Below are 25,442 nucleotides of genomic sequence, written 5' to 3'. Positions count from 1 at the left end.
AATTTGTAATATTCTGAAAATCAGTGTGAAAATCGATTCCTCTACCTTTAGCGATCTATTTTGGCTGGAGGCTTGACAGGGATTTCAATCCAGAACTCTGTACCTTTGCCCGGTTCTGAAATGCACTCCATTATTCCACCATGTTTTTCGACAATAATCTGATAGCCGATCGCCAATCCCAGTCCTGTACCCTTACCCACAGGTTTGGTAGTATAAAACGGGTCAAAAATCCGCTTTTTTACCTCTACAGCCATTCCAGGCCCATTGTCACTAATACGAATCAATAGCCGAGAGTTATCTGCTGAAACTCTAGTGGAAATGTGGATAGTAGGCATTGAGGATGGCTTATTCTCTTTGTTCCCATTCCCCATCGCCCTTAATCCCCATTCCCCATCGCCCCTAAGCCCCAGAGGAGGCCCTGAGTTACCCATTTCCAAAGCATCTATAGCATTGGTGAAAATATTCATAAATACCTGATTCATTTGTCCGGCATAACATTCTACTCTTGGGATGTTGCCATAGTCTTTGATTATCTGAATGCCTGGAAATTCACCATTTGCTTTCAGCTGATATTGTAAAATTAGTAAGGTGTTGTCAATACCTTCATGCAAGTCAACGCGCTTGTTTTCAGCCTCATCCAAGCGAGAAAAATTGCGTAACGACAGTACTATTGAACGGATGCGATCGCTTCCTACTTGCATTGAGGTAATAATTTTTGGCAGGTCTTCTACCAAAAACTCAAAATCGATTGAAGCGATGGCAGCACTAATTTCACTATGAGGATCGGGATAGTGTAGCTGGTAGAGGCGTAAAATTTCTAGTAGTTGTTCGATGTAGTCACTGGCGTGGCACAGATTACCGTAGATAAAGTTAACAGGGTTGTTGATTTCGTGGGCGATACCCGCCACCAGCTGTCCTAAGCTGGACATTTTTTCGGTTTGAATCAATCTTGTCTGTGTTTCTTGGAGTTGATGTAGAGTATGTCCTAACTGTGCAGCTTGATTTCTGGCTTCGGTTTCGGCTGTATGGGTTTGTTCGTAGAGTTGTGCTTGTTGAATAGCGATCGCAGCCTGATCTCCTAACTGTTGCAATAAATCAATTTCTGCATCCTGCCAAATTCTGGGAGCATTACATTGATGGGCAATTAGTAAGCCCCATAGTTCCATACCTATATTAATCGGAACAATTAAGTTTGCTTGAATTTGCAGACTTTGCAAAAACTCTCGATGACAATCAGTTAAAGAATCTGTTGAAACGTTGTTAATTGCCCGGATTCTACCCTGAGAGTATAAATACGTATGCTCATCAGGAAAGCATTCTGATGGTGCATTCACTCCCAAAACTGACTGCCAATTACCATGAATCTCTTCCACAGTGACCGATTTACTGTTCACTTGGAAAATCACTACCCGGTCTGAATTTAGCAGTGAGCGAACTTCGCAGACGATAGTTTGCAGGGTTGTTTGCAAGTCCAATGTGCGGCGAATCTGCTCTGTGACTTGCTTGATTACCTTGGTGAGTATTAATGATTTTTCTAGTTCAGCAGTTTGTTCTTGCACCCGCAGTTCTAGGTTAGCATTCAGGGATTGTACTTCTTTATACATCTGCTGCTGCTGAATTGCCATTGAAAAATGATCGTACAAGGCTTGTGCCAATATCATGTCTTCCAACTTCCACTCAGCCGCTTGTCCCTTTTTTTGCTCTCGCCAAACCTCAAAAGAAAGCTGGGGTAACAGTTGTCGGCGATTTGCATCACATCGTCCTGCCCACAATATCTCGGTTTCAAATTCAGCGCGAAAAATGGTTAATACACCAATAAATTGTTCCCGATAATGTAGAGGAATCACTATCAGTCCGCGAATTCGAGTAGAACGGAACGCTAAAGCCAAAACTCGCAAACGTGGTTCTTTATAGAGATCGGTAGTTGCCCAAATATTACCTGGTTTACACTCAGCCATCCAGTTTTGCCATGTAGGATGCTGTTCAATAATGCTGTTATCTAATTCGTAGGGTAGTGTGGGTTGATCGCCCCAAGTGTATAGTTTCCGACTATTTTCAATGTAAAGCCTGCCACCTACTCCACTGAATGCGGTAATAACTTCTTCAAGCGCCCCCTGTAACTGGATTGTTGGTAGTTTATGCAAGAGTGTGGTGACTTGGTTAATAGTAGCTTCTTGCTTTTGCTGAGTAAGGGCTGTAGTGAGTAAATTACTTTGAGCGATCGCGATCGCCACCTGGTCAGCAACTTGCTGTAATACTTTTAGTTGCCGCTTCAAAATCTTTTGCGGTTCACTGTGGTGAGATACCAACAATCCCCACAATTTAGGCTTTACCGATTGTTCTTGGGGATCGCAATCTAAAATTGGGATGACTAAAGAAGATTGCACACCCATCGCCTTTAAGTATTGAATATGACATGGGTCTACTTGTCGATAGTAAATATTAGTTTGTAGGCGTTTGCCAGTTTCTTTTGATTGTAGAGGCGATAGCCCAATCTTCCCATTTGCGACATCGACAATCGAACGTTGCCCCGTTAACAAAAACATCTCTCTGGCCGCTTCGGGGATATCATGAACTGGGAAGCGCAACCCTAATAACGATGGCAGACGTTCTTTATAAATAGATTCAGCAATGACTTCACCACTACCATCAGCATCAAACCGATACATCTTGACTCGATCTGCATGTAAAAATAACCGCACTTCCGTAACGGTAGTTGTTAATATTTCTTGAAGATCGAGCGATCGCCTAATCTGTTTGATCATCCGGTGCAGCAAGCTTTCTTGGTCTAAGCTTTGCTGTAACCCATTTGGTTTATCAGTAGATGTCATTTATATATACACCGCAACTTAAGTATAGTTTTTCTTATATTTTGTCCCTAACGATAAATTTAAACTTCCAATGCCTTGATTTTGGTTCAATTTTCAAGAAATTCCTGCTAGAAATGTTTTGCCAGAAGCATACATCTGTTGCAAATATTTTTGGAAATGGATCGGAGGATATTTGAAAAGTATTAGATATTTTGCTTGATATCCGTAGTCCTTAAAAAGTTGATTTAGGGAGATATCAAACCACATGGCACATCATTAGTCACTTTTCAAACATCCTCTCAAGGAAACAATAAAGAAAAATTTAATCATTGGCACTCTATTGATTTTATATTCTCAGCTATTAAAATATTTCAGTATTATTACTTAAATAATGTCTTCATCATTGCCTCAAACTAAAAATATTTTTGACGATTTTTGTCCCGGAAGCTCCTCCAAAAATGCATTAGTTCGCCTTAAAACCATACATTAGCCGGATGTTTCTTAAGATTTGCAATAGCGATCGCTATTGCAAATTACGAAGCCTTAAATATCCGTTATCTATTCTTACTACTGTGAATTTTTATCGATAAAACAATGGCTAATTTGTCAAAAAAGCTAGAATCAAAAGCATTTAAAGACTGATATAACAATTGTTCTAATACTTTCAATCCAAATTTTTACTAATAACGATAAGGTTATTTATCTCCTTTTTAATTAGGGTTAGTTAGGTTGAATTTTGAACATAACCGGATTAAATTATTGGTTATTTTTACTCCAAAACTTTGAATAGAAATATCCTATTATCCTTCTAATTGCTGATTGGATGTTGAATGGAACTATTTTGATTAAATTATTCGTAAATTCCCTTTAAAGATAGTAAATTACGGATTTCTTCACGAACACTCATGAGAGTTTTACCGAGATGGTTTTGACCTGCTTTATTAGCACCGCAGCCCCAAAAAGAATCGGTTGGGGAATTTTCAACCAAAAGCTCATCACCAGTCTTCAGTAGAACTTCTCTAATATCAGCATGAGTGAGAAACTTTTTGAGTAAAGCTTCTCGCATAATTTGAGTTTTGACCAAATCCCAGTCTCGACGGAGTTGGCGAGTGCTACATCTTCCTAAGGCGGCAGCTTCTTCTGGCGTGGCGGCAGTATGGATGAGGGGTATAATTGCCGCATCTTTGCTGCCAACAAACTTTTGCGCTTGATAATAATGCTCAACCGTTGCCCAGTAAGTGCCCTGGATGTGGATTTCGTGGGGAGAAAAGTTAGAAAAACAGCCGTAAGGCTGCCAAACCTTATAAAAGTAAATGGTCATTTGAAAATTGCTCTTTCATATATAGCAATCCTATTTGATTTGTGAGAATTGCAACCTAAAACCGAGCTTAGGGAACTCCAAGAAATAAATTATCCAATATTGTGGGGTGGGCATCTTGCCCGCCATATAGACTGGGCGGGCGAGACGCCCACCCCACAGGAGTTAATTGGATATTTTTTTATTTGGAAGTCCCTTATAAGGATTCCAAATTCTGTCACTTCATCGGTAAGGTGAGGGTGAAAGCTGTTTGACCAAAAGCTGTTGAGTCAAGGGTGAGATCGCCATGATGTGCCCTGGCAATTTCACGGGCTAGGCTGAGTCCCAGTCCAATGCCTTCTATCTTGCGGGTTCGAGCCGGATCGCCGCGATAGAAGCGCTCAAAAATGCGATCGCGATCGCGTGCGCTGTAGGCATCGCTCACTGGAATATCTTTGGATGCATTGGCAATGGTGACATGGAGAGTTGTTTGAGTTTGATGAGCGCGGATCTTTATCCAACCGTTGGCGAGATTGTATTTTATAGCATTACTGAACAGGTTTTGCAAAACTTGAATCAGAAGATCGCGATCGCCCTGTAGGCGTAGTCCATCACTAAAGTCAGTTTGCACATTCAACTGAGGAGCCAGCATTTCCACATCTTCTAGCATCTCCATTAGCAACTCAGACATATCCACTTCAACCAGATACAAACTCATTTTTCCGGCATCAGCCAGAGATAGCAGCAAGAGTTTTCGCATAATTCCACTCAGGCGGCGCACCTCATCCAATAGGTTACTTAAGCGCTGTTGTACTTCACTTCCTGGATCGACCTGTTGCAGCGTTCGTTCCAATTCGCCTTGCAAAATAGTCAGTGGGGTTTTCAGTTCATGAGCCGCATCACCACTAAAGCGGGAAGCTTGGGTAAAACTGCGTTCCAAGCGTTCCAGCATCAGGTTAAATACTTGAATTAACTCGACAAATTCAACATCAGTTGTCCCAATGGGAATCCGTTGATCTAGCCCCTTGACAGTCACTTGTTGAATAGCACCCGTTAATTGATGGACGGGACGCAAAGCACCACCAGAAACCAACCATGCACCGACTGCAACCAGCAGTAGCGATCCCGGAATTGAAACCAGAAAAATATTCCGAATGATAGCCATCTCTCGATCGATAGCTTCCAGATTAACGGCAATAGCAACCTGAGCATTAGGAAACTTCGTTGCCCCAATCCGCCAAGCTGCTTTTGCTGTATGCTCAGTGACAAATTGAGGTGGGCGTGGACGAAGAAAGGGTGGCGGCCCAACGGACAGATTTCTATTAGAGGGTAGTTCTCCCTGTGGGGGTGGTGGTAAAGGTATCAACTGAAGACGCTTAAGCAGCAGGTGATTCACCTCAACGTCAGCAGGTAGAGAGTTAGATTGATAAAGGATGTTGCCGTTTGCATCAAGCACCAGTAGGGCGATGGGGGTTTTTGTATTGGTTCCGAAGCCATCAGATAATGAATCTTTGTAAAATTGCCATCGGAAAGGTCGGTTTTCTTGGCCCTGAATTTTGGGAGGTTCCCCCCGTGGTGGCAAGTTTGGAGTTGCCCGCATCAAGTGATTTAACAGTTCTGCATCAAGACGGCTGATTTTAGCATTGTAAATCTGAAACCAGGAGACTGCGCCAAACCCTACTAATGTGGTTCCAGCTAGAGCCGTAGATAACAGGGCAATTCGGAGGCGAAACGAAGGGAGCTTCATGAGCCAGACTCTGGTTTGCGAAACCGATATCCAACCCCGCGAATGCTTTCAATCCAGACTGCTTCATCAATGGGGTCAATTTTTTTACGAATTCGCTGGATACAAACATCTACGACGTTGGTGTTGGGGTTAAAGTCATAGCCCCAAACATGCTCCAGAATTTGGGTACGGGTGAAAACCCGTCCGGGAGAGCGCATCAGATACTCCAGAAGATTAAACTCGCGGCTGGTGAGTTCTATTGCCTGGCGATCGCAAGTGACTTCTCTGGTAATCCGGTCGAGTTTGATCGGCCCAACACTAAGGAGATTTTGGCGCTCGCTCACACTCCGGCGAACAACGGCATGAATTCTAGCCGCTAACTCTTCTACAAAAAACGGTTTAGCGATATAGTCATCCGCTCCTAAATTTAGCCCTTCTAAGCGATCGTCTAGTTCATTCCGAGCCGTCAACAAAATTACCGGAGCATTCCGACCTTGCCGCCGCAACAGTTTCAGAATTGATAGTCCATCCTTTCCCGGCACCATAATGTCGAGGACAAGAACATCATATTCATTTTCTAATGCCCGCAGATATCCTTCATCACCGTTGTCGCAGTAGTCTACAACAAATCCCTGCTCCTTCAGTCCAGCCCGGACGAAGTTAGCAATTTTCGCTTCATCTTCAACAAATAAAACGTTCACAAGCATTTATTAGTTCATATATTGTTCCATTCTAGATTCATTACCTTTGTGCTTAAATTACAAAACTGTAATTTAGAAAGCAAGTGGACTGTAATTTTGAGGTGGCTTAATCATAAATATGAACACCCTACCTTTTGCAGGTTGATTTTTATGAATATTCGTCGAGTCTTAGCCGTGGCAGCAATTCCTTTTTTGATTGGTACATTTGGTTTTGTTACACCCAATCAGGCTTATGCCGCTAATCCATCCAATCGGAATGCCCAGATTTCTCAACAGTCTCCAAGACCACAAATATCTGATAAAAAACCACAGGTTAGACATTCTAAACCCAGTCCAAATCAGAAAAAGCATCCTCCCCAACATCCTCAAAATCAGAATCAGGGCGCGGATCAAAATCGTGTAGAACGCAATAACCGTTAATTGCAGCACCCTTTCTTCCTCAAAATTACAAAACTGTAATTTACAAGCAGGGCAAACTGTAATTTTGGTTCAGTTAAATCAGAAATGTAAACAATCTATCTTTAGGAGAACAATAATGAATATTCGTAGAATACTAGTTGCAACAGCGATTCCAGTTCTGGTTGGCACATTTGGTTTTATTTCACTCAATCAGGCAAATGCCGCTAATCAATTCCCTCAAATTGCACAGGCGCAACAACCACCGAACCAACCACCAGACGGAGAACGGCGACCTCCCCGCCCTGATTTTGCGGCGGCGGCGGCGAAACTAGGAGTTAGCGAGCAACAGTTAAAGGATGCGTTGGGTGTCCCTACCAATCCTCCAAATCCAAGCGATCGCAATCAGCAACGCCCACCTCGTCCTGATTTTAAGGCGGCTGCAACCAAGTTAGGAGTTAGCGAACAACAGTTAAAAGATGCGTTGGGTGTTCCTGCTAATCCTCCAGGTGGCGATCGCAACCAGCGCCCACACCGACCTGATTTTAAGGCGGCTGCGACAAAGTTAGGAGTTAGCGAACAACAGTTAAAAGATGCGTTGGGTGTCCCTGCGAATCCTCCAAATCCAGGAGATCGCAATCAGCAACGCCCACCTCGACCTGACTTGAAAGCGGCTGCGGCGAAACTAGGAGTTAGCGAACAACAGTTAAAAGATGCGTTGGGTGTTCCGCCTCATCCTCCTGGCGGCGATCGCCCTAACCCAGCAAAATAGCTGAAAATTAAGGACTTCCAAATAAAAAAATATCCAACTATTTCTTGTGGGGTGGGCAGGATGCCATTGGTGTCAAGTTAAAGCCTCAGCCCAGATGTCAAACGACCTTGAGGCATTGCGCCGATGTCGAAAGCCTGGATTTCCTTGTTTTTTCCGTGGCTTACTCATGGCTATTCTCAACACCCTTGTGTTGAGTTTAACTACTGAGCTTTAGTCACTTGACAACAATGGCAAGATGCCCATCCTAATTATGCAATTGAAATGTGGAACAGCTTAGGGACTTTTGCAAAAGGTCTATTTTGAATTCTTTGCGATCGGATTAAGAGCAAGGGTTAAAGGGATTAAATCATCCCACGGCGACGAAAACATCGTTTGTCTGACTACACCCTACCGCGATCGCGATCGCGACGCTATGGTTTTCTTGAATTGCTGTAGGAAAATCGAAGTCATTAGTCATTGATACTAATGACTAATGACGAATGACCAATGACTAATGACGAATGACGAATGACGAATGACTAATGACCAATGACCAATGACCAATGACCATTACCTGTACTTTAAATCACAGCTTCTTCGCGTTTACAATCAAAAACAACCATGTAGGAAGCATTTGGTATTTCCTGGGGGAGATGCCGCATATAGCCATCGGCATCAGAACGGCTGCGGAAGCGAGCAACAATTTCCCTTTGCGTATTAGGAACTAGACGAGCGATCGCCCAAGAATTTAGACGTTCTTTATAAGCAATAGCCTGATTGTCTGATTTAGAAGCTTGGTTATCCGTATTTTCTGGCATAATGATGTTATCCGTATGAAGTTTAATGAAAGGCGTTAATTAGTTTCTAAGTAGGAATGCACCAACGCTTTTTTTTTATGCTGCTGCCACCTTGTTATTCGATTATTAATAAGTTGTCAACACTGAGCGCTATATTTTAGACCAACTAAGTTGTTATTTTCAGATAGCTATGAATCTCAAAGCCTTAATTTGCAATTGTTTTCAGCACACAATAATGCTCAAGCAGAAAGTTCGGCAAATATTGGGTTTACATGATTTGTATCCATACACACAGGTAAAATCAATATCAGTGCTGAAACTAACAAAAATGTATCAAAAAATACTATTAAAGACTCATCTGAGGATGAACATTAACGGGCATAAGATTAATGGGCGTGGGCACACTTCTAATTTTCGATGAGTACGATGCCTAGATTGGGCTGCACACCTACGGTAAAGCTATATTCCGAGCATTTACGTTTTTTATTTTGTAGTTATTTGAGAATACTTAAAATTTAATAATTTATTTAGATAGTAAAAAAGGAATTTTTATTCAGGTTTACAGGATAGCTTTTTGAACAATATATAGTGTCATTGTTTAATTAAAAATATCTTGACTAATTGCTATAAACAAAGTTAAAATTCCTCCGGTGAAATTATAGTTGTGATAATGGAAATACCATTTGTAACATCAATCATTCAAAAAGTAGCAAAGGAAATAGGAGCAGTAGTTTTATTAGACCCAGAATGCACCTTTATGGGACTGATTACTTTTAAAAACGGGAATAAAACTTTTTTTCGGACTACCAGATTTAGTATTAATTCATCTGGTTCAGTAGCAATAGCTAAAGACAAAAGTGTTTCGAGCTTTTTTTTAAATAGCTTCGGCTACAAAGTTACTGAAGGAAAAACATTTTTCAGTGAAGAACTATGCGAAGAGATAGCTAACATTAGGAATATAGATGCAGGCTTCTATTATGCTAAAGAGTTAGGTTTTCCCGTAATCGTCAAACCAATTAATCTCAGTCAAGGATTATTTGTTACAAAGGTTCATAATAAGCAAGAATACTATCAAGTAGCCAAGAAAATCTTGCAAAAAGTCTCTGGATTTATTGTTGAACGATTTTATAGTGGCAATGACTATAGAATTGTGGTGCTTGATGATGAAGTCATTTCGGCATATCAAAGAATTCCTCTATTTATAACCGGAGATGGTCAATCTAATGTTTTAGAACTCATGCAGCAAAAACAGGAAAGTTTTATCAAAAATGGTAGGAAAGAAATTATAGATTTTGAAGATTACAGAATTAAAAAAAACTTGCGAAGACGGAAGCTAAATTTTAGTAGCGCGATCCCTAAGAATAATATTGTTTATCTTTTAGATAATGCAAATTTATCGACTGGGGGCGAGGCAATAGACTTTACAGAAACTATCCATCCTGATTTTAAAAAATTAGCAGTAAGTATTACAAAAGATATGGAACTGAGATTAGCAGGTGTGGACATTCTTGCTAGTGATATAACCTCACCAATCGTAGATTATACAATTATTGAAGTAAATGGCGCTCCTAGCTTAACTCACTACGCATCATTTGGTGAAGTTCAGACCCAGAGGGTAGAAAATCTATATCTCAGAATTCTCAAAATACTTGAAAACGAGAATAATAGAGAAAAGTAATCATTATGGGTGGATGCGGAGCAATTCCTACTCCTACTTAGCTATCTTTTCATAAATCCTTATCTAATAGGGATTCAAATTCAGCTTGTAAGGCTCTTATATCTGCCAATCTGGCGACTAGTAAATTATCTTTACCAGCATCACTTAAACGTACTTTCCAATAACCAATACTATCTGAGTTGTTCAACCAAAACTGAATCACGGTATCTACTACTCGATCTAGATTCCAACCCCATTTGGCTGGTACTGATTCTACCGATTCTAGAAACGTATCTAGTGTACAGGTGTGCACTCCCAAGTATTCAACTCCTTGGTATGGTGGTTTTTGCTCATTTTGCTGCTGGTGATTAAAAAATTGCAAAAGCGGAGAGACTCCTACAATATCAAAAGTGTATTTCATTTTAGTACTCCCAGTTTTGACTTCCTTGCAGGAAAGATTTATTTTTTTAATATAATGTATGACAAGTAACTATAGCATCTAGAAAAAGTATGGTTTTGGTCTATATCATAGGCATTAAACCTCAGTCAAAAATTAGCACTAACAAGCCGAGAGTGCTAATTTTTTTTGATAGTTTGATTTATTATTAGGGCTTTTCAAGAAATAAATTATTCATTTGTGGGATGCCCATCCCACAAGAAAATTTGGGATATTTTTTTATTTGTCAGTCCCTTAAAGAGTTTGAGGCATTAATATAAGATGATTCCCAGTTTGCGGGTTAAGGTAGATTTACTAGCACGCCGAGAACCAATAAATTAAAATTTTCTTCACCTTATGTTTGCATCTCCCTTTTCAAGCTCAAGAGGGTAAGCATTGCTCACCCAAATAACCGTCTTCAGGGCAACTCAATCCGCCGCTACAATAGTACCACCAGAAGGATTATGCCGAAATAGTGATATTATGACGACTGCTACAACTGTAAAAACTGAGTATGAAGCGATTATTGGTCTAGAAACCCATTGTCAGCTGAGTACCAAGACCAAGATTTTCTCTGATAGCTCTACTGCATTTGGTGCTGACCCAAATACTAACATTGACCCGGTTTGTATGGGTTTACCTGGGGTCTTACCTGTACTTAATGAAAAAGTATTAGAATACGCTGTCAAAGCTGGTTTGGCACTGAATTGTCAAATCGCTAGATATAGCAAATTTGACCGGAAACAGTATTTTTATCCTGACTTACCTAAAAATTACCAAATTTCTCAATACGATCTACCGATCGCAGAACATGGTTGGTTAGAAATAGAATTGGTAGATGCTGAGGGGAATCCGACTCGCAAACGCATTGGTATCACACGTCTGCACATGGAAGAAGATGCAGGAAAATTGGTACATGCAGGTAGCGTTGGCGAAGCCTCTCGGAACGAGACTCGCCTTTCTGGTTCTTCCTATTCTCTAGTAGACTACAATCGCGCAGGTATACCATTAGTCGAAATTGTCTCGGAACCCGATCTGCGTTCTGGATTGGAAGCTGCTGAATATGCCGAAGAGATACGCCGGATTGTCCGGTATCTCGGCGTGAGTGACGGGAATATGCAAGAAGGATCTCTGCGCTGCGATGTCAACATTTCTGTACGTCCAGTGGGACGAAAGGAATTTGGTACCAAAGTAGAAATAAAAAACATGAACTCCTTCAGCGCCATCCAACGGGCGATTGACTACGAAATTGAGCGCCAAATCGCCGCCATCGAAGCAGGCGCGAGCATCATCCAAGAAACTCGGCTGTGGGAAGAAGGCGCTCAACGCACAAGTAGTATGCGGATAAAGGAAGGTTCTAGCGATTATCGCTACTTCCCCGAACCAGATTTAGCACCAATTGAGGTGACGGATGCTCAATTAGAGCAATGGCGTAGCGAACTACCAGAATTACCAGCCCAAAAACGCCATCATTATGAAAATGAGTTGGGGCTTTCGACTTATGACGCGCGAGTATTGACAGAAGATCGTCCAGTAACGGAATATTTTGAAACTGCGATCGCATCTGGAGCAAATCCCAAAGCTGCTGCAAACTGGATTACTCAAGATATCGCCGCCTACCTTAATAAGCAAAAACTCAGTATTACTGAAATTGGACTGACTCCCACCAATTTAGCTGATATCATCACTCGCATTGAAACAGGCAAAATTAGCAATGCTCAAGCTAAAGAAAAGTTGCCAGATTTGCTCAGTGGGATTTCTCCTGAAAAAGCCTTTGCAGGTCTTGAGTTAATCAGCGATCCTAGTGTACTAGAACCCATCGTCGATGAAGTCATAGCTGCTAATCCCAAAGAACTAGAAAAGTATCGCAACGGTAACACCAACCTTAAAGGCTTCTTTGTCGGACAAGTTCTGAAAAAGACAGCTAAACGTGCCGATCCGAAGCTGACTAATGAATTGGTGGAAAAGAAACTGAACGCCTTGTAATTCGTAATTACTGTTCAGTAAGAGTTTTAGACATTTTACAAGTCATCTCTCAAGTCAACTTTATTGGGTGAAGGGCAAAGGAGCAGAGGGGAGTTGCAGTAAGTCTTTTCCAATGCCCAATGCCCAATTCCCAAGTAAGTATTTTATCGGTGCTTCTTCATCAAATCTTCATATAAAAACTGGTGACGACCCGCATACCTAAAATGATATAGTGTGGTAAGTAGATGCACCCTGATGATCTGGAGAGCTGCCTAAGTAGCTCTCTTTTTTATTTTTTTTCACAGTTTTTACGGAGAAGCTTCATCGATTCTTATAAAAAATCTTAATAAATAAGTATTAATCCTTAAGTAAAAAAATATGTATTCTGATAAAAAAATAACATAAAAATTTTAGCGCCTACTTAGTTAGCTCTCTTTTTTCATATTGGGATTACTATTTGATTTTTGAACAAAATTAGGTATTGTAGAGTGGGTTAGAACGGAGTTCGGAACGCACTATTATCATGGGTTTGATGCGTTACTACTGATATTTTCAGAAATCAAATCGGAAGGCTATATTTGTCTTTCGTCATAAGAAAGGTAAAAACAATTATGCTAATCGCCAACTGGTGCATTATTATTGCCATCAGCAAATAAACTCACAATGAAGATTAAGGATTGGGGGAAATTCCTAACTCCTGTACAGACGCGATTAATCGCGTCTCTCCTAACTCAACACTTTGCTAAAGCACAAATTGACCGATCCAAACTGATAGTTGTAAGGACGAATAATGGCAGATTGGCAAAAAATAACAGGTGGTGTCACAGCACCAAGGGGGTATCAGGCGGCAGGAATTACCGCAGGGTTGAAACCTTCGGGGTTGCCGGATTTAGCTTTGATATTCTCAGAGGTGGAAGCGATCGCAGCTGGTGTCTTCACCACTAGTCAAGTTAAAGCTGCCTGTGTAGAATATTGTCGTCAACGCTTGCAAGCTAAACATAGCGCTCGTGCTATCCTTTGCAACGCTGGACAAGCAAATGCCGCTACAGGTAATCAAGGCTATCTTGATACCTTAGAGTCTGCTCTGGCAATAGCCCAAGCACTTAACATCTCATCTGAATCTGTCTTATTGGCTTCCACTGGTGTGATTGGTCAAAGAATAAAGATGGATGCTTTGCGAAGCGGAATTCCGAAAGTAGTAGCAGCACTATCAGAAACAGGCTCAGATGCCGCAGCTGGAGCGATTATCACTACAGACTTGGTAACAAAATCCATTGCCCTAGAGACAACCGTAGGCGATCGCCCAGTCCGAATTGGCGGCATTGCCAAAGGTTCCGGCATGATTCATCCCAACATGGCAACCATGCTAGCATTTGTTACTTGTGATGCTATGGTTTCGCCAGCCCTTTGGCAACAAATGTTAGCAAGGGCGGCTGATAGAAGCTTTAATTCCATCACAGTGGATGGTGATACCAGTACCAACGACAGCTTAATCGCCTTGGCAAACGGTCAATCTCGCACCCCAGCAATTACAGAATGGGGTGCAGAAGCAGAGAAATTAGAGGCCATGTTAACAGCAGTTTGTCAGCATTTAGCCAAAGCGATCGCTCGTGATGGTGAAGGTGCAACCTGTCTAATAGAAGTAGAAGTAACTGGGGCCCATGACGAACTCTCAGCCCGACAAATAGCCAAAACCATCGCTGGTTCATCCTTAGTTAAATCTGCAATCTTTGGACGCGATCCCAACTGGGGACGCATCGCCGCAGCCGCCGGACGTGCAGGTATACCTTTTGAACAAGAAAACCTGCAAATTAAGTTAGGGGATTTTTTAATGTTGGAAAACGGACAACCCTTAACTTTTGATCGTGCAGCAGCGAGTGCTTATTTGAAAAAAACGGCGATAGGTGCTTATCTCCAAGAGGATAGGGTGTTAATTTCCGTTAATGTTGGCAATGGTTATGGTGTCGGTAAAGCTTGGGGTTGTGATTTGAGTTACGACTACGTGAGGATTAATGCCGAATACACTACGTGAACTACCCCAACTTCAACCGTACTCGGTAAGTTGGGGTAGTTCACAGATAAGTCTAAGGGACTTCCAAAAAATAAAATATACAGTAGGGTGTGTTAAGCGAAAGCCGTAACGCACCGAGATATCTGGCGGTGCGTTACGCTGTCGCTAACGCACCCTACAAAATTGGATATTTTTTTAATTGGAAGTCCCTAATATATGGACTCCTCTTAGTGTAAGATTATACTAAGTTAAATAGTTTAAATAGCGCCTTATGTCAATTATTGCGCTCAGAGCGTGGTATATACAGGATTACGAGCCGATTCCAGAACTAGAAAAACGTCCGCCAGACATTCGCTTAAGCAAAAAAAGCCTGCTGAGATCGGCATTGCGAGCAGACTTTTTAGAAGAAAGCGACGAAGTTAAGAAATCAACTTGGTTTGGGCGCTATCTAGAAGGGGAAAATATTGAATTTTATATTGAAGGTAGCGGCGGCTATTGCGTCGCTAACATTGACTTAATTAGTCATGAAATTTATTTTACCAAACAAGCACTGTTGGCTCAGTTAGAACCAACGATTTTTTTATCCTATCAAACTGAGTATGTCGCAGCGACGAATGCTCTTAGAGAAGAACTACAAAAAAGTTTGTCCAGTTTAAATTTGCGATCGCGCCTTCCGCTAACATTAGTAGAATCCTCTCGCCCCAGTGGTGCTACTTTTCGGATTAACCGCACGATTATGCGAAAAATTCGGAAGAGTTTGTTATTTATCGCTGACACCACACCCATCGCTAGTATTGACGGTAAAGAAACCCCGCAACTAATTCCTAGTCCCAATGTCTGTATTGAGATTGGTTATGCCATCCAAAGTAAGCGTTCTGAACAGATTCTCCTAGCCCAAATGCAACGTCCAGACTTTGAAGGACAATTTCCCTTCGACTTACCCACACAGCAAATTTTGCAATTCCAAGACACCACAGAACTAAATAAAATCCTGACAGAAACAATTCAAAACCAGCTAGCACGATTTAAATTGTTTTTTTGAGAAATCAGTAATGTCAATCAAAATAAACGAACCGGTTTAGTTTGCAGCTTAGAAGTAATAGAACTCACCCGATCGACCACAGAAATCATGTATTTGTAATCTGGTACTTGTCCATTGGGTACATACCCCACTTCTTGAGCTAAACCTGAAGGCGAATCACTCATCACTTTTCGGATGAACTCTTGACGGTTACGTTCTACATTCGGCCCAATCAACACCACACCTAATGGTACATAGTGAGGGTCTTTAAATAGAATGCGGAATTCGGTGGGGGCCAACTGTGAACCGTAGAGAGCCAATTCCGCTTCTGAGACAGCACAAGCGATCGCTTTTCCTTGAGCCACAAATTCCAGTGCGGCTTTGGGTGTGGGTGCAAATAGGATCTCAGCTAGTGTTGTGCCATAAAGATTGTAAAGAGGGAAATAATATCCTGTTGCGGAACCTAACTGACCTAAAGCCAGTGTTTTTCCTTGCAGTTGTTTCAAGTCGGTTATGGGATTGTCTTTGCGAACAACGAAGATTGAGCGCAAATTACTGATTCCTATTAAAGGAAACAAAGGAACATATTGGTGACGGGCGATCGCAATAGCCGCTAAACCTGGTGGAGCAAATACCAATGACCAAGCACGAGCCTCAAGACGCTCAACCGCTCTATTCTCATTAAAAACAGGTTCTAGCTGAATATATGAGTTTGTTTTTTCGCCCAAATAACTGTTAAATTTAGCATATTGATTAATTATCTGTTCGCCTCCACCATAGTTGATTGCACCAACAGTTAACGTGCCCTCAAAGCCGCGTGATTTGCAGGCAGCAAATGTAAAACCTAGTAAATTAAACAGAAATAAACGCCGGGAAAATCGCAAAAACATCGCTAATTAGGGTTAAGGAAGTAACTTGGTTTTCAGGACTAATTTTAGATAAGTTTGACTACTGCCTAAGTAAGTTGCATTGCAGTCAAAAATTAATATTTATTTAAATATTGTTGAGATGCTTTCTAACAGGTATAAATAAATGTTAGACAAACTCAGATACCATCTTCATTGGTTAGGTTATGTTAAATAACATCACATTAAAAGATTTAAAAATAGGTGCTAAATTTAACTTACTTTTAATATTAGTTTTCATAGTCAGTATTGTGGGAAGTGGCGTTGCCTTATCTAGTGTACTTCAAGGGAGAGCGCAAAATGAAGTAACTTCTCAAGCACAGATTCTCATCCAAATGGTGAACGCGGTTAGAGATTATACACAAAATCGGATAGATCCCTTATTAGAACCTAGACTAGACACTAACCCAACGTTCATGCCGGAAGTAGTACCAACTTTTTCCTCTAAAGAGGTGTTTGAGAATTTTCGTAAAAAGCCTGAATTTAAAAACTTTTTTCATAAAGATGCAACACTTAATCCGACTAATTTAGCGGATAAAGCTGATAATTTTGAAACTCAACTTGTAGAACGGTTTCGCCGCGACTCCAAAACTCAAGAGATTACAGGCTTTCGTAACTTATCAGAAGGCGAAGTATTTTATATTGCGCGACCACTAAAGATCGTACAACAGAAATGTCTGCGATGTCATTCTACACCAGATATGGCTCCTAAAAGTCAGTTGGTAAATTATGGCTCAGAAAATGGTTTTGGCTGGCAACTCAATCAGATTGTTTCTGCTCAAATAATCTCTGTTCCTTCCCAAGAGATTTTTGCCAATGCCAAACGGACTTGGATCTTAATTATGGGACTTTTAATTGCCATCTTTGCGATCGTAGTTTTCTTAATTAACTTCTTAATCAAAAAATATGTAATTCAGCGCATTAGAAGAATTGAAAAAATAGCCCAAAAAGTTAGCATTGGTGATATGAGCGCTGATTTTGAAGAAAGCTCTAATGATGAAATTGGCGGGTTAGCTGAAGCATTTAATCGGATGAAAGCTAGCTTAAAAATAGCTCTGGAGATGCTGAATAACCAAAGCTAATAATCTGTAATTAACACAGAAAAAAATGCAATATTTAAAATATCAGGAAAGTAAGCGTTGCTGAAATTGCAAAGCTTTTTGAGGTTCGGGAATTTTTGATGCTAAAATTTTCACAAATTCTGCACGGGAAATTTGCCCAGAAGACTTAACAGCTTTTTGGACTAGAAACTTAGCTATTGGCCCAATTAAATCAGCCAATTCCCGCTCACACTGATGCACAAAGCTATCGCTGATTGCTTGAAATTCTTGGTTTGGCAAATTATTTGACTTAATTTCCGATTTAACAGTCAGTTCCTGTAATAGAGTAGGTTTCTCTAGTAGAAACATTGTTTTATTCTGAAAATCAATTTGCTGATTTCCTCGAAGATGAATGGCTAATTGACTAATTAATTCTTCGCAGTTGGGCGCTGATGCCGCAACTTGTCGTAGTAATGTTGAGGCAACAGGGCCGACAAATTCCAAAAGAATTGTTTCCAACCGACTATAATTTTCCGCAGACAAGATAGAAGCAGACCGATGCCTAATTGAGTTTTGTGGTTGAGGCGGTTGTGTAAAAAATGGTGATTGAAGTAATGGTATTTCTACTTTAGTATCAAGATGCTTAAGCACCTGTAGAACTTCAGCCGCAGACTGATAGCGCTGTTTAAAGTGGTGTAGCACCATCTTAGATAGCACAGATGCCAACTCAGAACTGACATTAGCGTGATGCTGCCAAGAAATTTCACCCGTATCTGAATCTTCCTCAAAATTTATAGGATGTAACCCAGTCAACGATTGGATGCCAATAATACCCAAAGAATAAATATCGCTGTTAGGGCGGGGCTTACCTTGCCCCTGTTCTGTAGACATATATCCTGGAGTGCCAATGATAATAGTAGCCCCCGTGCGCCCTGGCACTGTAAGCAATTGAGTTTGGACTTGTTTAACTGCGCCAAAGTCAATCAGCACTAGCTTACCGTCTTGTTGCCGCCTGATTATATTGTCCGGTTTGATATCTCGATGGATAACGTTGTGGCTGTGAATAAATTGCAGAATACCCAACATTTGTTGGAGAAGTTGAATTACTTTCTCTTCTATCCAAGGTTGATTGGGTAAGAGTTCTGCTTTCAGAGTATGCCCTTCAATGAATTCTTGCACCAAGAAGAACTCTTGGTTATGTTCAAAATAGGCTAAAAGCCGAGGGATTTGGTCATGGTTGCCCAGCTGTTCTAGTGTTTCTGCTTCACTGCTAAATAGCCGTCTAGCAGTTTCGAGAAATTCAGGGCTACGAGTGACGGGCAAAAGATGTTTGACAACGCATTTCGGGAAACCTGGCCGATGGGTATCTTGGGCTATGTAAGTTTGACCGAATCCACCTCCACCTAAGACCTGGAGGACTTGGTAACGTCCATCTAATAATTGTCCTAGCATTGTGTCACTTGCCTAAGTCCTCAAATTCATCTTGGCACAACTACCAACTTTGGCAAGGTTTGTTGAGAAAGAAAGTATTTTGGAATCACCAAACTTTGCAAATGATTTGGGTGAAATAGATTTTGAATTTTGCGAGTCAGGTTCATGAAGCAGAGGAGAATTATTGGGGGAATGAATACTGCGATCGCTCCTTCACCGCGCCCTACATCTCCGTGGTACATTAGTATTAACTACTTGATGCCCTATCAATTCTATGAGATCGCCTAAGAATTAGATTCTGAAACAGGCATCTGCGAAGATGTTATCGAACAGAAGTCAGGAGCAAGAATGGGCTAAACCTTAGCTATCCACTAACAGAATGAATTTTGTGCGACTGGTGGATAGCGTAGCGGTAGCGAGTCCGCGTACCCCTACCCCTGCGGGGAAACAAGCTACGCGCAGCGTCTCGTAGAGAGCGTCTTGCATTCTGACTCCTGTTAGCGGATAGCTAAGGTTTAGCCTATTCTGACTTCTGAATTCTTCTTCAAGAGATGTTTTTATCCTAGTGTCTGCCCTTGATAGACAACACTTATCTGGCAAACAATTTTACTCCAGAACCAGTGATTTGTTTAGCGATCGCATTAATTTTTTGAGTCCATGAATGATCTGGATACTGCAAACAGAAGATTCCACTACTCCCTAAATGAAACATCTCTTCACAAACAGGCAGTATGCCAGCCACAGGGGTTTTGTAGGTATTCTCCACTCGTTTCCCTAACTCTTTAAAATCTAAAGATGGTAGAGCTTTGTTGATTACTATTAGCATTTTAGGCACTTCTAACTTCCGAGCAACATCTATTGCCACTGCTGTACCTTGATAATCCTGTTTATCTGGACGGAGAATCACCAGCAGGACATCAGAAAGAATAATCGATAGCAACGTTTCTTCGTTAATGCCAGGATGAGTATCAATCAACAGATAGTCCAGTTTTAAACGACGAACTAGATTATGTAAACCATCATTAAGCAGGCGTGCGTCATAGCCTTCGCGCAAGATTCGAGAAATGTCACTCATCTTAATGCTAGAAGGAATCAGATGAACACTCCCCTGGCGACCAAAAAATGTTTGTTTTTGTTTGAGAATCGCACTAACATCATAAACTGCTTCTTCAATCTGACAACGACCCCATAGGTAATCGTTCAAAGTGTAGCGGATTCGCTCTTGCTCAAGACCAAATAGAACGTGGATTCCTGGAGATTGAATATCTGTATCAACTATTCCAACTCGCTTTCCAGAACGAGCGATAATAGCAGCGAGATTACTCGTAACATTTGACTTACCAGTTCCGCCACGGAATGAGTGAATTGAAATAATTTCAGACATAATAAATCCTCAATACTAATTTTTAATTCGTAATTCGTCATGACAACTTATGCGTCACTAATCATAATTGATAGTTATTAATTTGGATTATTCCGTTTGCTTCTGATTACTTTTGCCTCCTCCTGCAACTTTTGGAACGTTTTTGATTCAGCGATTTCTGAAACTTCACGCGCCCGTTTGGCTTCGTCAACTTCAATCCGCAGTGTATGCAACTCTTGCTTAAATTGTTGTTCGCGGATAGAAATTTCATGTACCATCCGTTGAAAAACTCGTCCTAATTGTCCTAACTCATCATGGCGCTGCACAATCGATGTTAGCTTTTCACGATCGAACTCTTTTGCTTCTTCAACACTAATTTCATTCATACTAAGTTTCTGAGCCAGTTGTGCCATTGGTTTTAGCGGTTGCAGTACATTTCGCTTTAACAAATAATTAATGAGTAAAATCATCAGGGCAAAGATAATAATAAATAAGCTAATGAATAGAACGAAAGCACGATGAGCATCATCAAAGACTTGCTTGGCAGGAAGATAAATAATTTGTGTGCCTAAAATTTCATTGAGTTTCCACCCAAAGCCATTTTCTGAACCATAACTAGCAATCTGACTTTTTGGAGCAACTTCAGGAGTGCTATGACACTGTAGACATGTCGGATTATTGATGGAAAATGGACGAGCGTTATAAAACATTTTCTCGTCATAAGAGTTACGAAACCCGGATATATTTTTCAACCCTGGCTCCTTGCGAAATCGTTCGATAAGTTCCGTTTCAAATACATCTGCTTTATCTCGTAAGTTAGTTGGATTTAGATTGGCATCTTTGTATAAAAAATCTTTATATTCTTCGTTTTTCCGAAGATTTTCAAACACTTCTCTGACTGCAAAGCTGGGAATCCTTTCAGGGATAAACGTGGCTTGAGTGTCCATCATCGGTGTCAGAAGAGGATTGATATGCGTATTAGTATAATTCCTCACTGAGTTCATAGTTTCTGCAATAATTTGGCTGCGATAACCGATTTCGGCTTCTGCTTTTTGTTCGAGCGCATGAGATAAAGCCAAACCACTAACTGCGATCGCGCCGATGAACACCAGCAATAAAAGTAAAGTAAATTTGGTTGCTAACTTGAATCTATTAAACATTGTTGTTTCTGTTTTTATTTACAACATTGCTAGAGATTGATCGCAATAATTTATTAATTTAGTTGATTGAGTGATGGATATAGAATTCTCTCATTGATTGGGCTTGTCCCTAGTTTTGTATTCATGCTTCCACGTTTAGTCATACTACGATATTGCAGTGAAATTCCATATCTACAAGCAAATCCATGACTTTTGTAGTAACTAGCTGGGTTAGCCTATGACGAAAGTCTTACCTATTGCTCAACACTATATAGCGAAAGTCAGACTACATCTACTTACTTCGCTTAGATGAAATCCTAGACGTTTTTCAGATGCGCTTACCCTAGTTGAATTCGTATTGTAGAGACATGAAGCGAGGAAAGCGGTAAGCAACTAATCAGTAAATCACTTTCTCTGCTTGATACAACACACATCATAACTTAAGGAAAAAACATCATGTCTGACAATATTAAGCCCGTAGAATTATCTGCTGAAGAATTGGACAACGTTGCTGGTGGCGCTTTTAGCTTTGTGATTGCTGACAACGACAATAGATTGGATCAGCAAACTGGTGGAACCGTTCTTGGCCCTAATGGCGGTATTGGATCTGTCACCGCTCAACAAACGGTTGTATCTCATCAAAGTTTGCAAGAAATTAAAGCAACTGGCTTCTTTCCTTCCGCTCTTGAGAGTTAGTAACCAGAAACTCAAATATTGCATTCTGCTTGATACAACACACATCATAACTTAAGGAAAAAACATCATGTCTGACAACATTNAGCCCGTAGAATTATCTGCTGAAGAATTGGACAACGTTGCTGGTGGCGCTTTTAGCTTTGTGATTGCTGACAACGAGAACAAATTAGATCAGCAAACTGGTGGAACCGTTCTTGGCCCTAATGGCGGTATTGGATCTGTCACCGCTCAACAAACCGCTATATCTCATCAAAGTTTGCAAGAAATTAAAGCAACTGGCTTCTTTCCTTCCACTCTTGAGAGTTAGTAACCAGAAACTCAAATATTGCATTCTGCTTGATACAACACACACATCATAATTTAAGGAAAAAACATCATGTCTGACAACATTAAGCCCGTAGAATTATCTGCTGAAGAATTGGACAACGTTGCTGGTGGCGCTTTTAGCTTTGTGATTGCTGACAACGAGAACAAATTAGATCAGCAAACTGGTGGAACCGTTCTTGGCCCTAATGGCGGTATTGGATCTGTCACCGCTCAACAAACCGCTATATCTCATCAAAGTTTATACGAAATCAAAGCAACTGGTTTCTTGACTCCCACTCTTGAAAGTTAGTAACCAGAACTCAAATATTGCATTCTGCTTGATACAGCACATATCGTAAATTGGGGAGAAAAAAAAACATCATGTCTGACGACATTAAGCCGGTAGAACTATCTACTGAAGAATTGGATAACATTGCTGGTGGTGCTTTTAGTTATGTTGATGCTCATAACTTCAACTTTTCGGATAAGCAAACTAGTGCAGTAATTATCGGTGCTGATGGCGGTATTGCATCCTTCAATAGTCAGGAAACTACTATATCTCAACAAGATTTGCTCGAAATCAAATTCACTGGAGAAAAATTTCCTAGCGGGATTCCTAGTAATTTGTTTCTAAGCTCATAATTAACACCAGAAGGAGAACAAGAATGATTATGGAAAATGTGCAGCGTAATGAAATGCTGGAACTATCCAATCAAGAACTTGATGATATTGCCGGTGGCGCAACTAGCGATGTATTTGGAAAAAATGCAAATGCCGAAGATTATCAGCTTGGTTATGTGGAAATTCCTAAAGAAGGCGGTATTACAAGCGTTACCTTCCAAGTGAGTGTTTTCTCTGAGCAGGATCTTAGAGAGTTTAAGGAAGCGGGTATTTCTTAGCCCTGAGCTTGATCTGAATTTTTCAGTTGACGGATTTCAGGAGCAGGAGGGGTTGTTAACCGAGTTGCTGCTAGGCTTATGGTTAACTCCCTCTGCCTCATTTAACTTTAACACGTCGGGTAAAGGAGCTTCTATGTCAGATGACGAAATTACTCCGAATGATGAAGCAATCGAACTATCAGATGAAGAGTTAGACGACGTAGCGGGTGGTTTCAATTTACAGTTTACGTCTGCGCGATTTCACAAATCGACAAGGGGATTTAGCCAACAAACATCACGAAGACGAGGACATCACTCAACACGGGCAACTTTTCATACAGAGACAATAGACTCTTCTCTGTTCCAACTCACCATCACCGATGCGACAACTGAGGATCTAAAAGTTCTTGGCGAGTTGTTTGGAGATATATCTGCGCTCGATGGTTCTGCATAAACGGAGTCGATCAAATTAATCAATTGCAGTTGGACAAGTTTTGCTCAACTGCTTTCTGAAATTGTTCTTGTGTAATTAATAACTTCACTTTCATAAAATTAGGCAAATTTAGTCATAAATAATGACAAGGAAAAAGAATTCAAATGGAAAACAAAAAGCAAAATGAATCACAAGAGCTATCGGCTCAAGAACTCGCAAATCTTTCTGGTGGTATTGCTGTAGGTGAGCATTATCCAGGTGAGTATCCGACTGAAAATCTATATAGCAATGTATCTGAAGCGATCGCAAAGAAGCTTGAGAATATAAAGTTTCCTGGTAGCAATGATAAAACACCAACTGAACCGTACATCTTCTAGTCGTGATTCTAATTGATACGGAATGGGAAGATTATTCAGTAATTATACTAATTCTCCAAAATCAGACCAAAACCAGATTTAATCTGAATTTCTCAATGATGAATTGGTATTATTTCCCACTCGCCATTTCTCTCCCGTTAGCAGAAAACAAGGAAGTTAAATTATGACAGAAGTTCTACTTAAGGAACTGACAAATAGCGATATTGACTGGATCTTGGCAACGGGTCAAAGAGAAGAAATTACTGCTGATACGATCCTCATCCGCCAAGGAACACCTGTTAATGCCCTCTACATTCTGCTAGATGGAGCATTAAGCATTTCTGTCGCTCAGGCTGATGATAACCCTATTGGTCGGGCGTTTGCTGCTCTTGAAGGTGGCGAACTGTCAGGACGAGAGGTTGCACGGCTTGCAAATGGTGAAGTTGTTGGAGAAATGCCCTTTTTAGCCTCCTACCAGTCTTCGACTACGGTTAAAGCCGCTAGAAAGTCGCTTGTGTTGAAGATTCCTCAGCAGCAGTTGATTCAAAAATTGCAAGAAGATGTTACCTTTGCTGCCCATTTTTATCGAGCGATCGCAGTTCTCCTTGCTCAAAGATTAGAGCAGATGATCGGCCAAATTGGACAAAGCACAGTCGTTCTTTTTCAACCACAAATTCGAGAAATTTTATTTACATTTGCAGAATTAAATGATAGCGATATTGGTTGGATGATTGTTGCAGGTAATGCGATGAAAATTCCTGCGGGAACGGTGTTGTTTCAGGCCGGCAGACCTGTTGACGCTCTCTACATTTTATTAGATGGCAAGATGGTGGCTTCCATTGCAGAAGATACAAGCAATCCTCTCACCCGCGCCTTTTCAACTTTGGAAGAAACAGATTGTATCGAACGAGAGTTTGCCAGATTATCGCGCGGTGACATAGTTGGCGAAACACCCTTTGTCGAAGCCAGTCCACCTGCAATGACCATTCGGGCGGTTGAAGATGCGATCGTGTTATCGATTCCCAAATGGCGACTTTCTGCTAAATTGCTACACGATGTAGCTTTTGCTGCCCGATTTTATCGAGTATTAGCAATTTTGTTAGCAGATAAACAGCAAGGAATTATCAATAGTCTGGGTTACGGCAGAATCAGCTATAGTTCAGGCAAATCTTTAGATGAACGCTTGACTTATGAAGATGAATTGAGTTCTAGCTTTTTGGCTCAAGTGACACTTGCGGGGACTCGATTTGATTGGATGCTGAAGCAGATTCGCGGTAATTGAACTGGGGATTAGGATCGTATCAGCAGTAATTTCTTCTCTTTGACC

Annotated in this window: 26 protein-coding genes; 15 read left to right on the top strand and 11 right to left on the bottom strand. The window is 40.9% G+C overall.

What is annotated here, in order from left to right; translation table 11 throughout:
• Nucleotides 1-47 precede the first annotated feature (47 nt).
• From CDG77_RS06510 to CDG77_RS06495, 4 genes are all read right to left on the bottom strand, one after another.
• Nucleotides 48-2,831 carry a GAF domain-containing protein gene (locus CDG77_RS06510; protein ID WP_094328587.1) on the bottom strand — a complete coding sequence of 928 codons (2,784 nt, stop codon included), beginning with the start codon at nucleotides 2,829-2,831 and terminating at the stop codon, nucleotides 48-50.
• A gap of 829 nt (nucleotides 2,832-3,660) precedes the next feature.
• Complete coding sequence (locus tag CDG77_RS06505) at nucleotides 3,661-4,131, bottom strand: N-glycosidase (protein WP_094328586.1); 471 nt, start codon at nucleotides 4,129-4,131, stop codon at nucleotides 3,661-3,663.
• Between the two features lie 214 nt (nucleotides 4,132-4,345).
• Complete coding sequence (locus CDG77_RS06500; protein ID WP_094328585.1) at nucleotides 4,346-5,854, bottom strand: ATP-binding protein; 1,509 nt, start codon at nucleotides 5,852-5,854, stop codon at nucleotides 4,346-4,348.
• Nucleotides 5,851-6,534: a response regulator transcription factor gene (locus tag CDG77_RS06495; protein ID WP_094328633.1), complete on the bottom strand. Its 684-nt coding sequence runs from the start codon at nucleotides 6,532-6,534 to the stop codon at nucleotides 5,851-5,853. Before CDG77_RS06495 ends, CDG77_RS06500 begins: the two co-directional genes overlap by 4 nt.
• A gap of 150 nt (nucleotides 6,535-6,684) precedes the next feature.
• Between CDG77_RS06495 and CDG77_RS06490 the strand changes: the two genes are divergently transcribed.
• Both CDG77_RS06490 and CDG77_RS06485 read left to right on the top strand, forming a co-directional pair.
• Nucleotides 6,685-6,954, top strand: coding sequence for a hypothetical protein (locus tag CDG77_RS06490; protein ID WP_094328584.1), 270 nt, complete (start codon nucleotides 6,685-6,687; stop codon nucleotides 6,952-6,954).
• Between the two features lie 115 nt (nucleotides 6,955-7,069).
• Entirely contained in the window at nucleotides 7,070-7,702 is a 633-nt protein-coding gene (locus tag CDG77_RS06485) for a hypothetical protein (RefSeq protein WP_094328583.1), read from the top strand.
• Between the two features lie 560 nt (nucleotides 7,703-8,262).
• Here CDG77_RS06485 and CDG77_RS06480 read toward each other — a convergent pair.
• Nucleotides 8,263-8,499: a hypothetical protein gene (locus CDG77_RS06480; RefSeq protein WP_094328582.1), complete on the bottom strand. Its 237-nt coding sequence runs from the start codon at nucleotides 8,497-8,499 to the stop codon at nucleotides 8,263-8,265.
• A gap of 649 nt (nucleotides 8,500-9,148) precedes the next feature.
• Between CDG77_RS06480 and CDG77_RS06475 the strand changes: the two genes are divergently transcribed.
• On the top strand, nucleotides 9,149-10,156 hold the full coding sequence (locus CDG77_RS06475) for a cyanophycin synthetase (protein WP_094328581.1): 1,008 nt from the start codon (nucleotides 9,149-9,151) through the stop codon (nucleotides 10,154-10,156).
• 49 nt (nucleotides 10,157-10,205) lie between these two features.
• Here CDG77_RS06475 and CDG77_RS06470 read toward each other — a convergent pair whose 3' ends face one another.
• Complete coding sequence (locus tag CDG77_RS06470) at nucleotides 10,206-10,556, bottom strand: hypothetical protein (RefSeq protein ID WP_094328580.1); 351 nt, start codon at nucleotides 10,554-10,556, stop codon at nucleotides 10,206-10,208.
• Between the two features lie 498 nt (nucleotides 10,557-11,054).
• On the opposite strand from CDG77_RS06470, the gene gatB reads away from it, so the two are divergent.
• The 3 genes from gatB to CDG77_RS06455 all read left to right on the top strand — a co-directional run bounded on the left by gatB (nucleotide 11,055) and on the right by CDG77_RS06455 (nucleotide 15,589).
• Nucleotides 11,055-12,557 (top strand): Asp-tRNA(Asn)/Glu-tRNA(Gln) amidotransferase subunit GatB, encoded by a 1,503-nt coding sequence (gene gatB, locus CDG77_RS06465; RefSeq protein ID WP_094328579.1) that lies wholly within the window; start codon nucleotides 11,055-11,057, stop codon nucleotides 12,555-12,557.
• Nucleotides 12,558-13,326: 769 nt separating this feature from the next.
• A complete protein-coding gene (gene argJ, locus CDG77_RS06460; protein ID WP_094328578.1) occupies nucleotides 13,327-14,568 on the top strand; it encodes a bifunctional ornithine acetyltransferase/N-acetylglutamate synthase in 1,242 nt (413 codons plus the stop codon).
• 250 nt (nucleotides 14,569-14,818) lie between these two features.
• Nucleotides 14,819-15,589: a hypothetical protein gene (locus tag CDG77_RS06455; protein ID WP_094328577.1), complete on the top strand. Its 771-nt coding sequence runs from the start codon at nucleotides 14,819-14,821 to the stop codon at nucleotides 15,587-15,589.
• A gap of 17 nt (nucleotides 15,590-15,606) precedes the next feature.
• On the opposite strand, the gene CDG77_RS06450 is transcribed toward CDG77_RS06455, so the two are convergent.
• Nucleotides 15,607-16,458, bottom strand: a complete 852-nt coding sequence (locus CDG77_RS06450) for a phosphate/phosphite/phosphonate ABC transporter substrate-binding protein (RefSeq protein ID WP_094328576.1) — start codon at nucleotides 16,456-16,458, stop codon at nucleotides 15,607-15,609.
• 182 nt (nucleotides 16,459-16,640) lie between these two features.
• Here CDG77_RS06450 and CDG77_RS06445 point away from each other — a divergent pair, with 182 nt between their 5' ends.
• Entirely contained in the window at nucleotides 16,641-17,555 is a 915-nt protein-coding gene (locus CDG77_RS06445; RefSeq protein WP_094328575.1) for a c-type heme family protein, read from the top strand.
• Nucleotides 17,556-17,597: 42 nt separating this feature from the next.
• On the opposite strand, the gene CDG77_RS06440 is transcribed toward CDG77_RS06445, so the two are convergent.
• The 4 genes from CDG77_RS06440 to CDG77_RS06425 all read right to left on the bottom strand — a co-directional run bounded on the left by CDG77_RS06440 (nucleotide 17,598) and on the right by CDG77_RS06425 (nucleotide 21,467).
• Nucleotides 17,598-18,965, bottom strand: a complete 1,368-nt coding sequence (locus tag CDG77_RS06440) for a serine/threonine-protein kinase (RefSeq protein ID WP_094328574.1) — start codon at nucleotides 18,963-18,965, stop codon at nucleotides 17,598-17,600.
• A 26-nt stretch (nucleotides 18,966-18,991) separates the two neighbouring features.
• Nucleotides 18,992-19,186: a hypothetical protein gene (locus CDG77_RS06435; protein ID WP_094328573.1), complete on the bottom strand. Its 195-nt coding sequence runs from the start codon at nucleotides 19,184-19,186 to the stop codon at nucleotides 18,992-18,994.
• Between the two features lie 347 nt (nucleotides 19,187-19,533).
• Nucleotides 19,534-20,328: a MinD/ParA family ATP-binding protein gene (locus CDG77_RS06430; RefSeq protein ID WP_094328572.1), complete on the bottom strand. Its 795-nt coding sequence runs from the start codon at nucleotides 20,326-20,328 to the stop codon at nucleotides 19,534-19,536.
• A gap of 77 nt (nucleotides 20,329-20,405) precedes the next feature.
• Entirely contained in the window at nucleotides 20,406-21,467 is a 1,062-nt protein-coding gene (locus tag CDG77_RS06425; RefSeq protein ID WP_094328571.1) for a Tll0287-like domain-containing protein, read from the bottom strand.
• A 435-nt stretch (nucleotides 21,468-21,902) separates the two neighbouring features.
• On the opposite strand from CDG77_RS06425, the gene CDG77_RS06420 reads away from it, so the two are divergent.
• The 8 genes from CDG77_RS06420 to CDG77_RS06385 all read left to right on the top strand — a co-directional run bounded on the left by CDG77_RS06420 (nucleotide 21,903) and on the right by CDG77_RS06385 (nucleotide 25,397).
• A complete protein-coding gene (locus CDG77_RS06420; RefSeq protein ID WP_094328570.1) occupies nucleotides 21,903-22,142 on the top strand; it encodes a CTB family bacteriocin in 240 nt (79 codons plus the stop codon).
• A gap of 67 nt (nucleotides 22,143-22,209) precedes the next feature.
• Nucleotides 22,210-22,449 (top strand): CTB family bacteriocin, encoded by a 240-nt coding sequence (locus tag CDG77_RS06415; RefSeq protein WP_094328569.1) that lies wholly within the window; start codon nucleotides 22,210-22,212, stop codon nucleotides 22,447-22,449.
• Nucleotides 22,450-22,518: 69 nt separating this feature from the next.
• Complete coding sequence (locus CDG77_RS06410) at nucleotides 22,519-22,758, top strand: CTB family bacteriocin (RefSeq protein WP_094328568.1); 240 nt, start codon at nucleotides 22,519-22,521, stop codon at nucleotides 22,756-22,758.
• A 71-nt stretch (nucleotides 22,759-22,829) separates the two neighbouring features.
• Nucleotides 22,830-23,090 carry a CTB family bacteriocin gene (locus CDG77_RS06405; protein WP_094328567.1) on the top strand — a complete coding sequence of 87 codons (261 nt, stop codon included), beginning with the start codon at nucleotides 22,830-22,832 and terminating at the stop codon, nucleotides 23,088-23,090.
• Nucleotides 23,091-23,113: 23 nt separating this feature from the next.
• Complete coding sequence (locus tag CDG77_RS06400; protein WP_094328566.1) at nucleotides 23,114-23,347, top strand: hypothetical protein; 234 nt, start codon at nucleotides 23,114-23,116, stop codon at nucleotides 23,345-23,347.
• A gap of 133 nt (nucleotides 23,348-23,480) precedes the next feature.
• The gene (locus tag CDG77_RS06395; protein ID WP_094328565.1) at nucleotides 23,481-23,780 is read left to right on the top strand and encodes a CTB family bacteriocin; all 300 of its coding nucleotides are present in this window, start codon (nucleotides 23,481-23,483) and stop codon (nucleotides 23,778-23,780) included.
• Between the two features lie 143 nt (nucleotides 23,781-23,923).
• Nucleotides 23,924-24,136 carry a hypothetical protein gene (locus CDG77_RS06390; RefSeq protein WP_094328564.1) on the top strand — a complete coding sequence of 71 codons (213 nt, stop codon included), beginning with the start codon at nucleotides 23,924-23,926 and terminating at the stop codon, nucleotides 24,134-24,136.
• 163 nt (nucleotides 24,137-24,299) lie between these two features.
• Nucleotides 24,300-25,397 carry a cyclic nucleotide-binding domain-containing protein gene (locus tag CDG77_RS06385; RefSeq protein ID WP_094328563.1) on the top strand — a complete coding sequence of 366 codons (1,098 nt, stop codon included), beginning with the start codon at nucleotides 24,300-24,302 and terminating at the stop codon, nucleotides 25,395-25,397.
• Nucleotides 25,398-25,442 lie beyond the last annotated feature (45 nt).

The organism is Nostoc sp. 'Peltigera membranacea cyanobiont' 213 (assembly GCF_002245975.1).
GTDB lineage: Bacteria > Cyanobacteriota > Cyanobacteriia > Cyanobacteriales > Nostocaceae > Nostoc.
Note: the sequence above shows the minus strand (reverse complement) of the source record. Positions and strands in the feature narration are given on the sequence as shown.

Coding starts and splice junctions, on each gene's coding strand:
- CDG77_RS06510 (WP_094328587.1), bottom strand. CDS start 2,831: ATGACATCTACTGATAAACCAAATGGGTTACAGCAAAGCTTAGACCAA.
- CDG77_RS06505 (WP_094328586.1), bottom strand. CDS start 4,131: ATGACCATTTACTTTTATAAGGTTTGGCAGCCTTACGGCTGTTTTTCT.
- CDG77_RS06500 (WP_094328585.1), bottom strand. CDS start 5,854: ATGAAGCTCCCTTCGTTTCGCCTCCGAATTGCCCTGTTATCTACGGCT.
- CDG77_RS06490 (WP_094328584.1), top strand. CDS start 6,685: ATGAATATTCGTCGAGTCTTAGCCGTGGCAGCAATTCCTTTTTTGATT.
- CDG77_RS06485 (WP_094328583.1), top strand. CDS start 7,070: ATGAATATTCGTAGAATACTAGTTGCAACAGCGATTCCAGTTCTGGTT.
- CDG77_RS06480 (WP_094328582.1), bottom strand. CDS start 8,499: ATGCCAGAAAATACGGATAACCAAGCTTCTAAATCAGACAATCAGGCT.
- CDG77_RS06475 (WP_094328581.1), top strand. CDS start 9,149: ATGGAAATACCATTTGTAACATCAATCATTCAAAAAGTAGCAAAGGAA.
- CDG77_RS06470 (WP_094328580.1), bottom strand. CDS start 10,556: ATGAAATACACTTTTGATATTGTAGGAGTCTCTCCGCTTTTGCAATTT.
- gatB (WP_094328579.1), top strand. CDS start 11,055: ATGACGACTGCTACAACTGTAAAAACTGAGTATGAAGCGATTATTGGT.
- argJ (WP_094328578.1), top strand. CDS start 13,327: ATGGCAGATTGGCAAAAAATAACAGGTGGTGTCACAGCACCAAGGGGG.
- CDG77_RS06455 (WP_094328577.1), top strand. CDS start 14,819: ATGTCAATTATTGCGCTCAGAGCGTGGTATATACAGGATTACGAGCCG.
- CDG77_RS06450 (WP_094328576.1), bottom strand. CDS start 16,458: ATGTTTTTGCGATTTTCCCGGCGTTTATTTCTGTTTAATTTACTAGGT.
- CDG77_RS06445 (WP_094328575.1), top strand. CDS start 16,641: ATGTTAAATAACATCACATTAAAAGATTTAAAAATAGGTGCTAAATTT.
- CDG77_RS06440 (WP_094328574.1), bottom strand. CDS start 18,965: ATGCTAGGACAATTATTAGATGGACGTTACCAAGTCCTCCAGGTCTTA.
- CDG77_RS06435 (WP_094328573.1), bottom strand. CDS start 19,186: ATGTACCACGGAGATGTAGGGCGCGGTGAAGGAGCGATCGCAGTATTC.
- CDG77_RS06430 (WP_094328572.1), bottom strand. CDS start 20,328: ATGTCTGAAATTATTTCAATTCACTCATTCCGTGGCGGAACTGGTAAG.
- CDG77_RS06425 (WP_094328571.1), bottom strand. CDS start 21,467: ATGTTTAATAGATTCAAGTTAGCAACCAAATTTACTTTACTTTTATTG.
- CDG77_RS06420 (WP_094328570.1), top strand. CDS start 21,903: ATGTCTGACAATATTAAGCCCGTAGAATTATCTGCTGAAGAATTGGAC.
- CDG77_RS06410 (WP_094328568.1), top strand. CDS start 22,519: ATGTCTGACAACATTAAGCCCGTAGAATTATCTGCTGAAGAATTGGAC.
- CDG77_RS06405 (WP_094328567.1), top strand. CDS start 22,830: ATGTCTGACGACATTAAGCCGGTAGAACTATCTACTGAAGAATTGGAT.
- CDG77_RS06400 (WP_094328566.1), top strand. CDS start 23,114: ATGATTATGGAAAATGTGCAGCGTAATGAAATGCTGGAACTATCCAAT.
- CDG77_RS06395 (WP_094328565.1), top strand. CDS start 23,481: ATGTCAGATGACGAAATTACTCCGAATGATGAAGCAATCGAACTATCA.
- CDG77_RS06390 (WP_094328564.1), top strand. CDS start 23,924: ATGGAAAACAAAAAGCAAAATGAATCACAAGAGCTATCGGCTCAAGAA.
- CDG77_RS06385 (WP_094328563.1), top strand. CDS start 24,300: ATGACAGAAGTTCTACTTAAGGAACTGACAAATAGCGATATTGACTGG.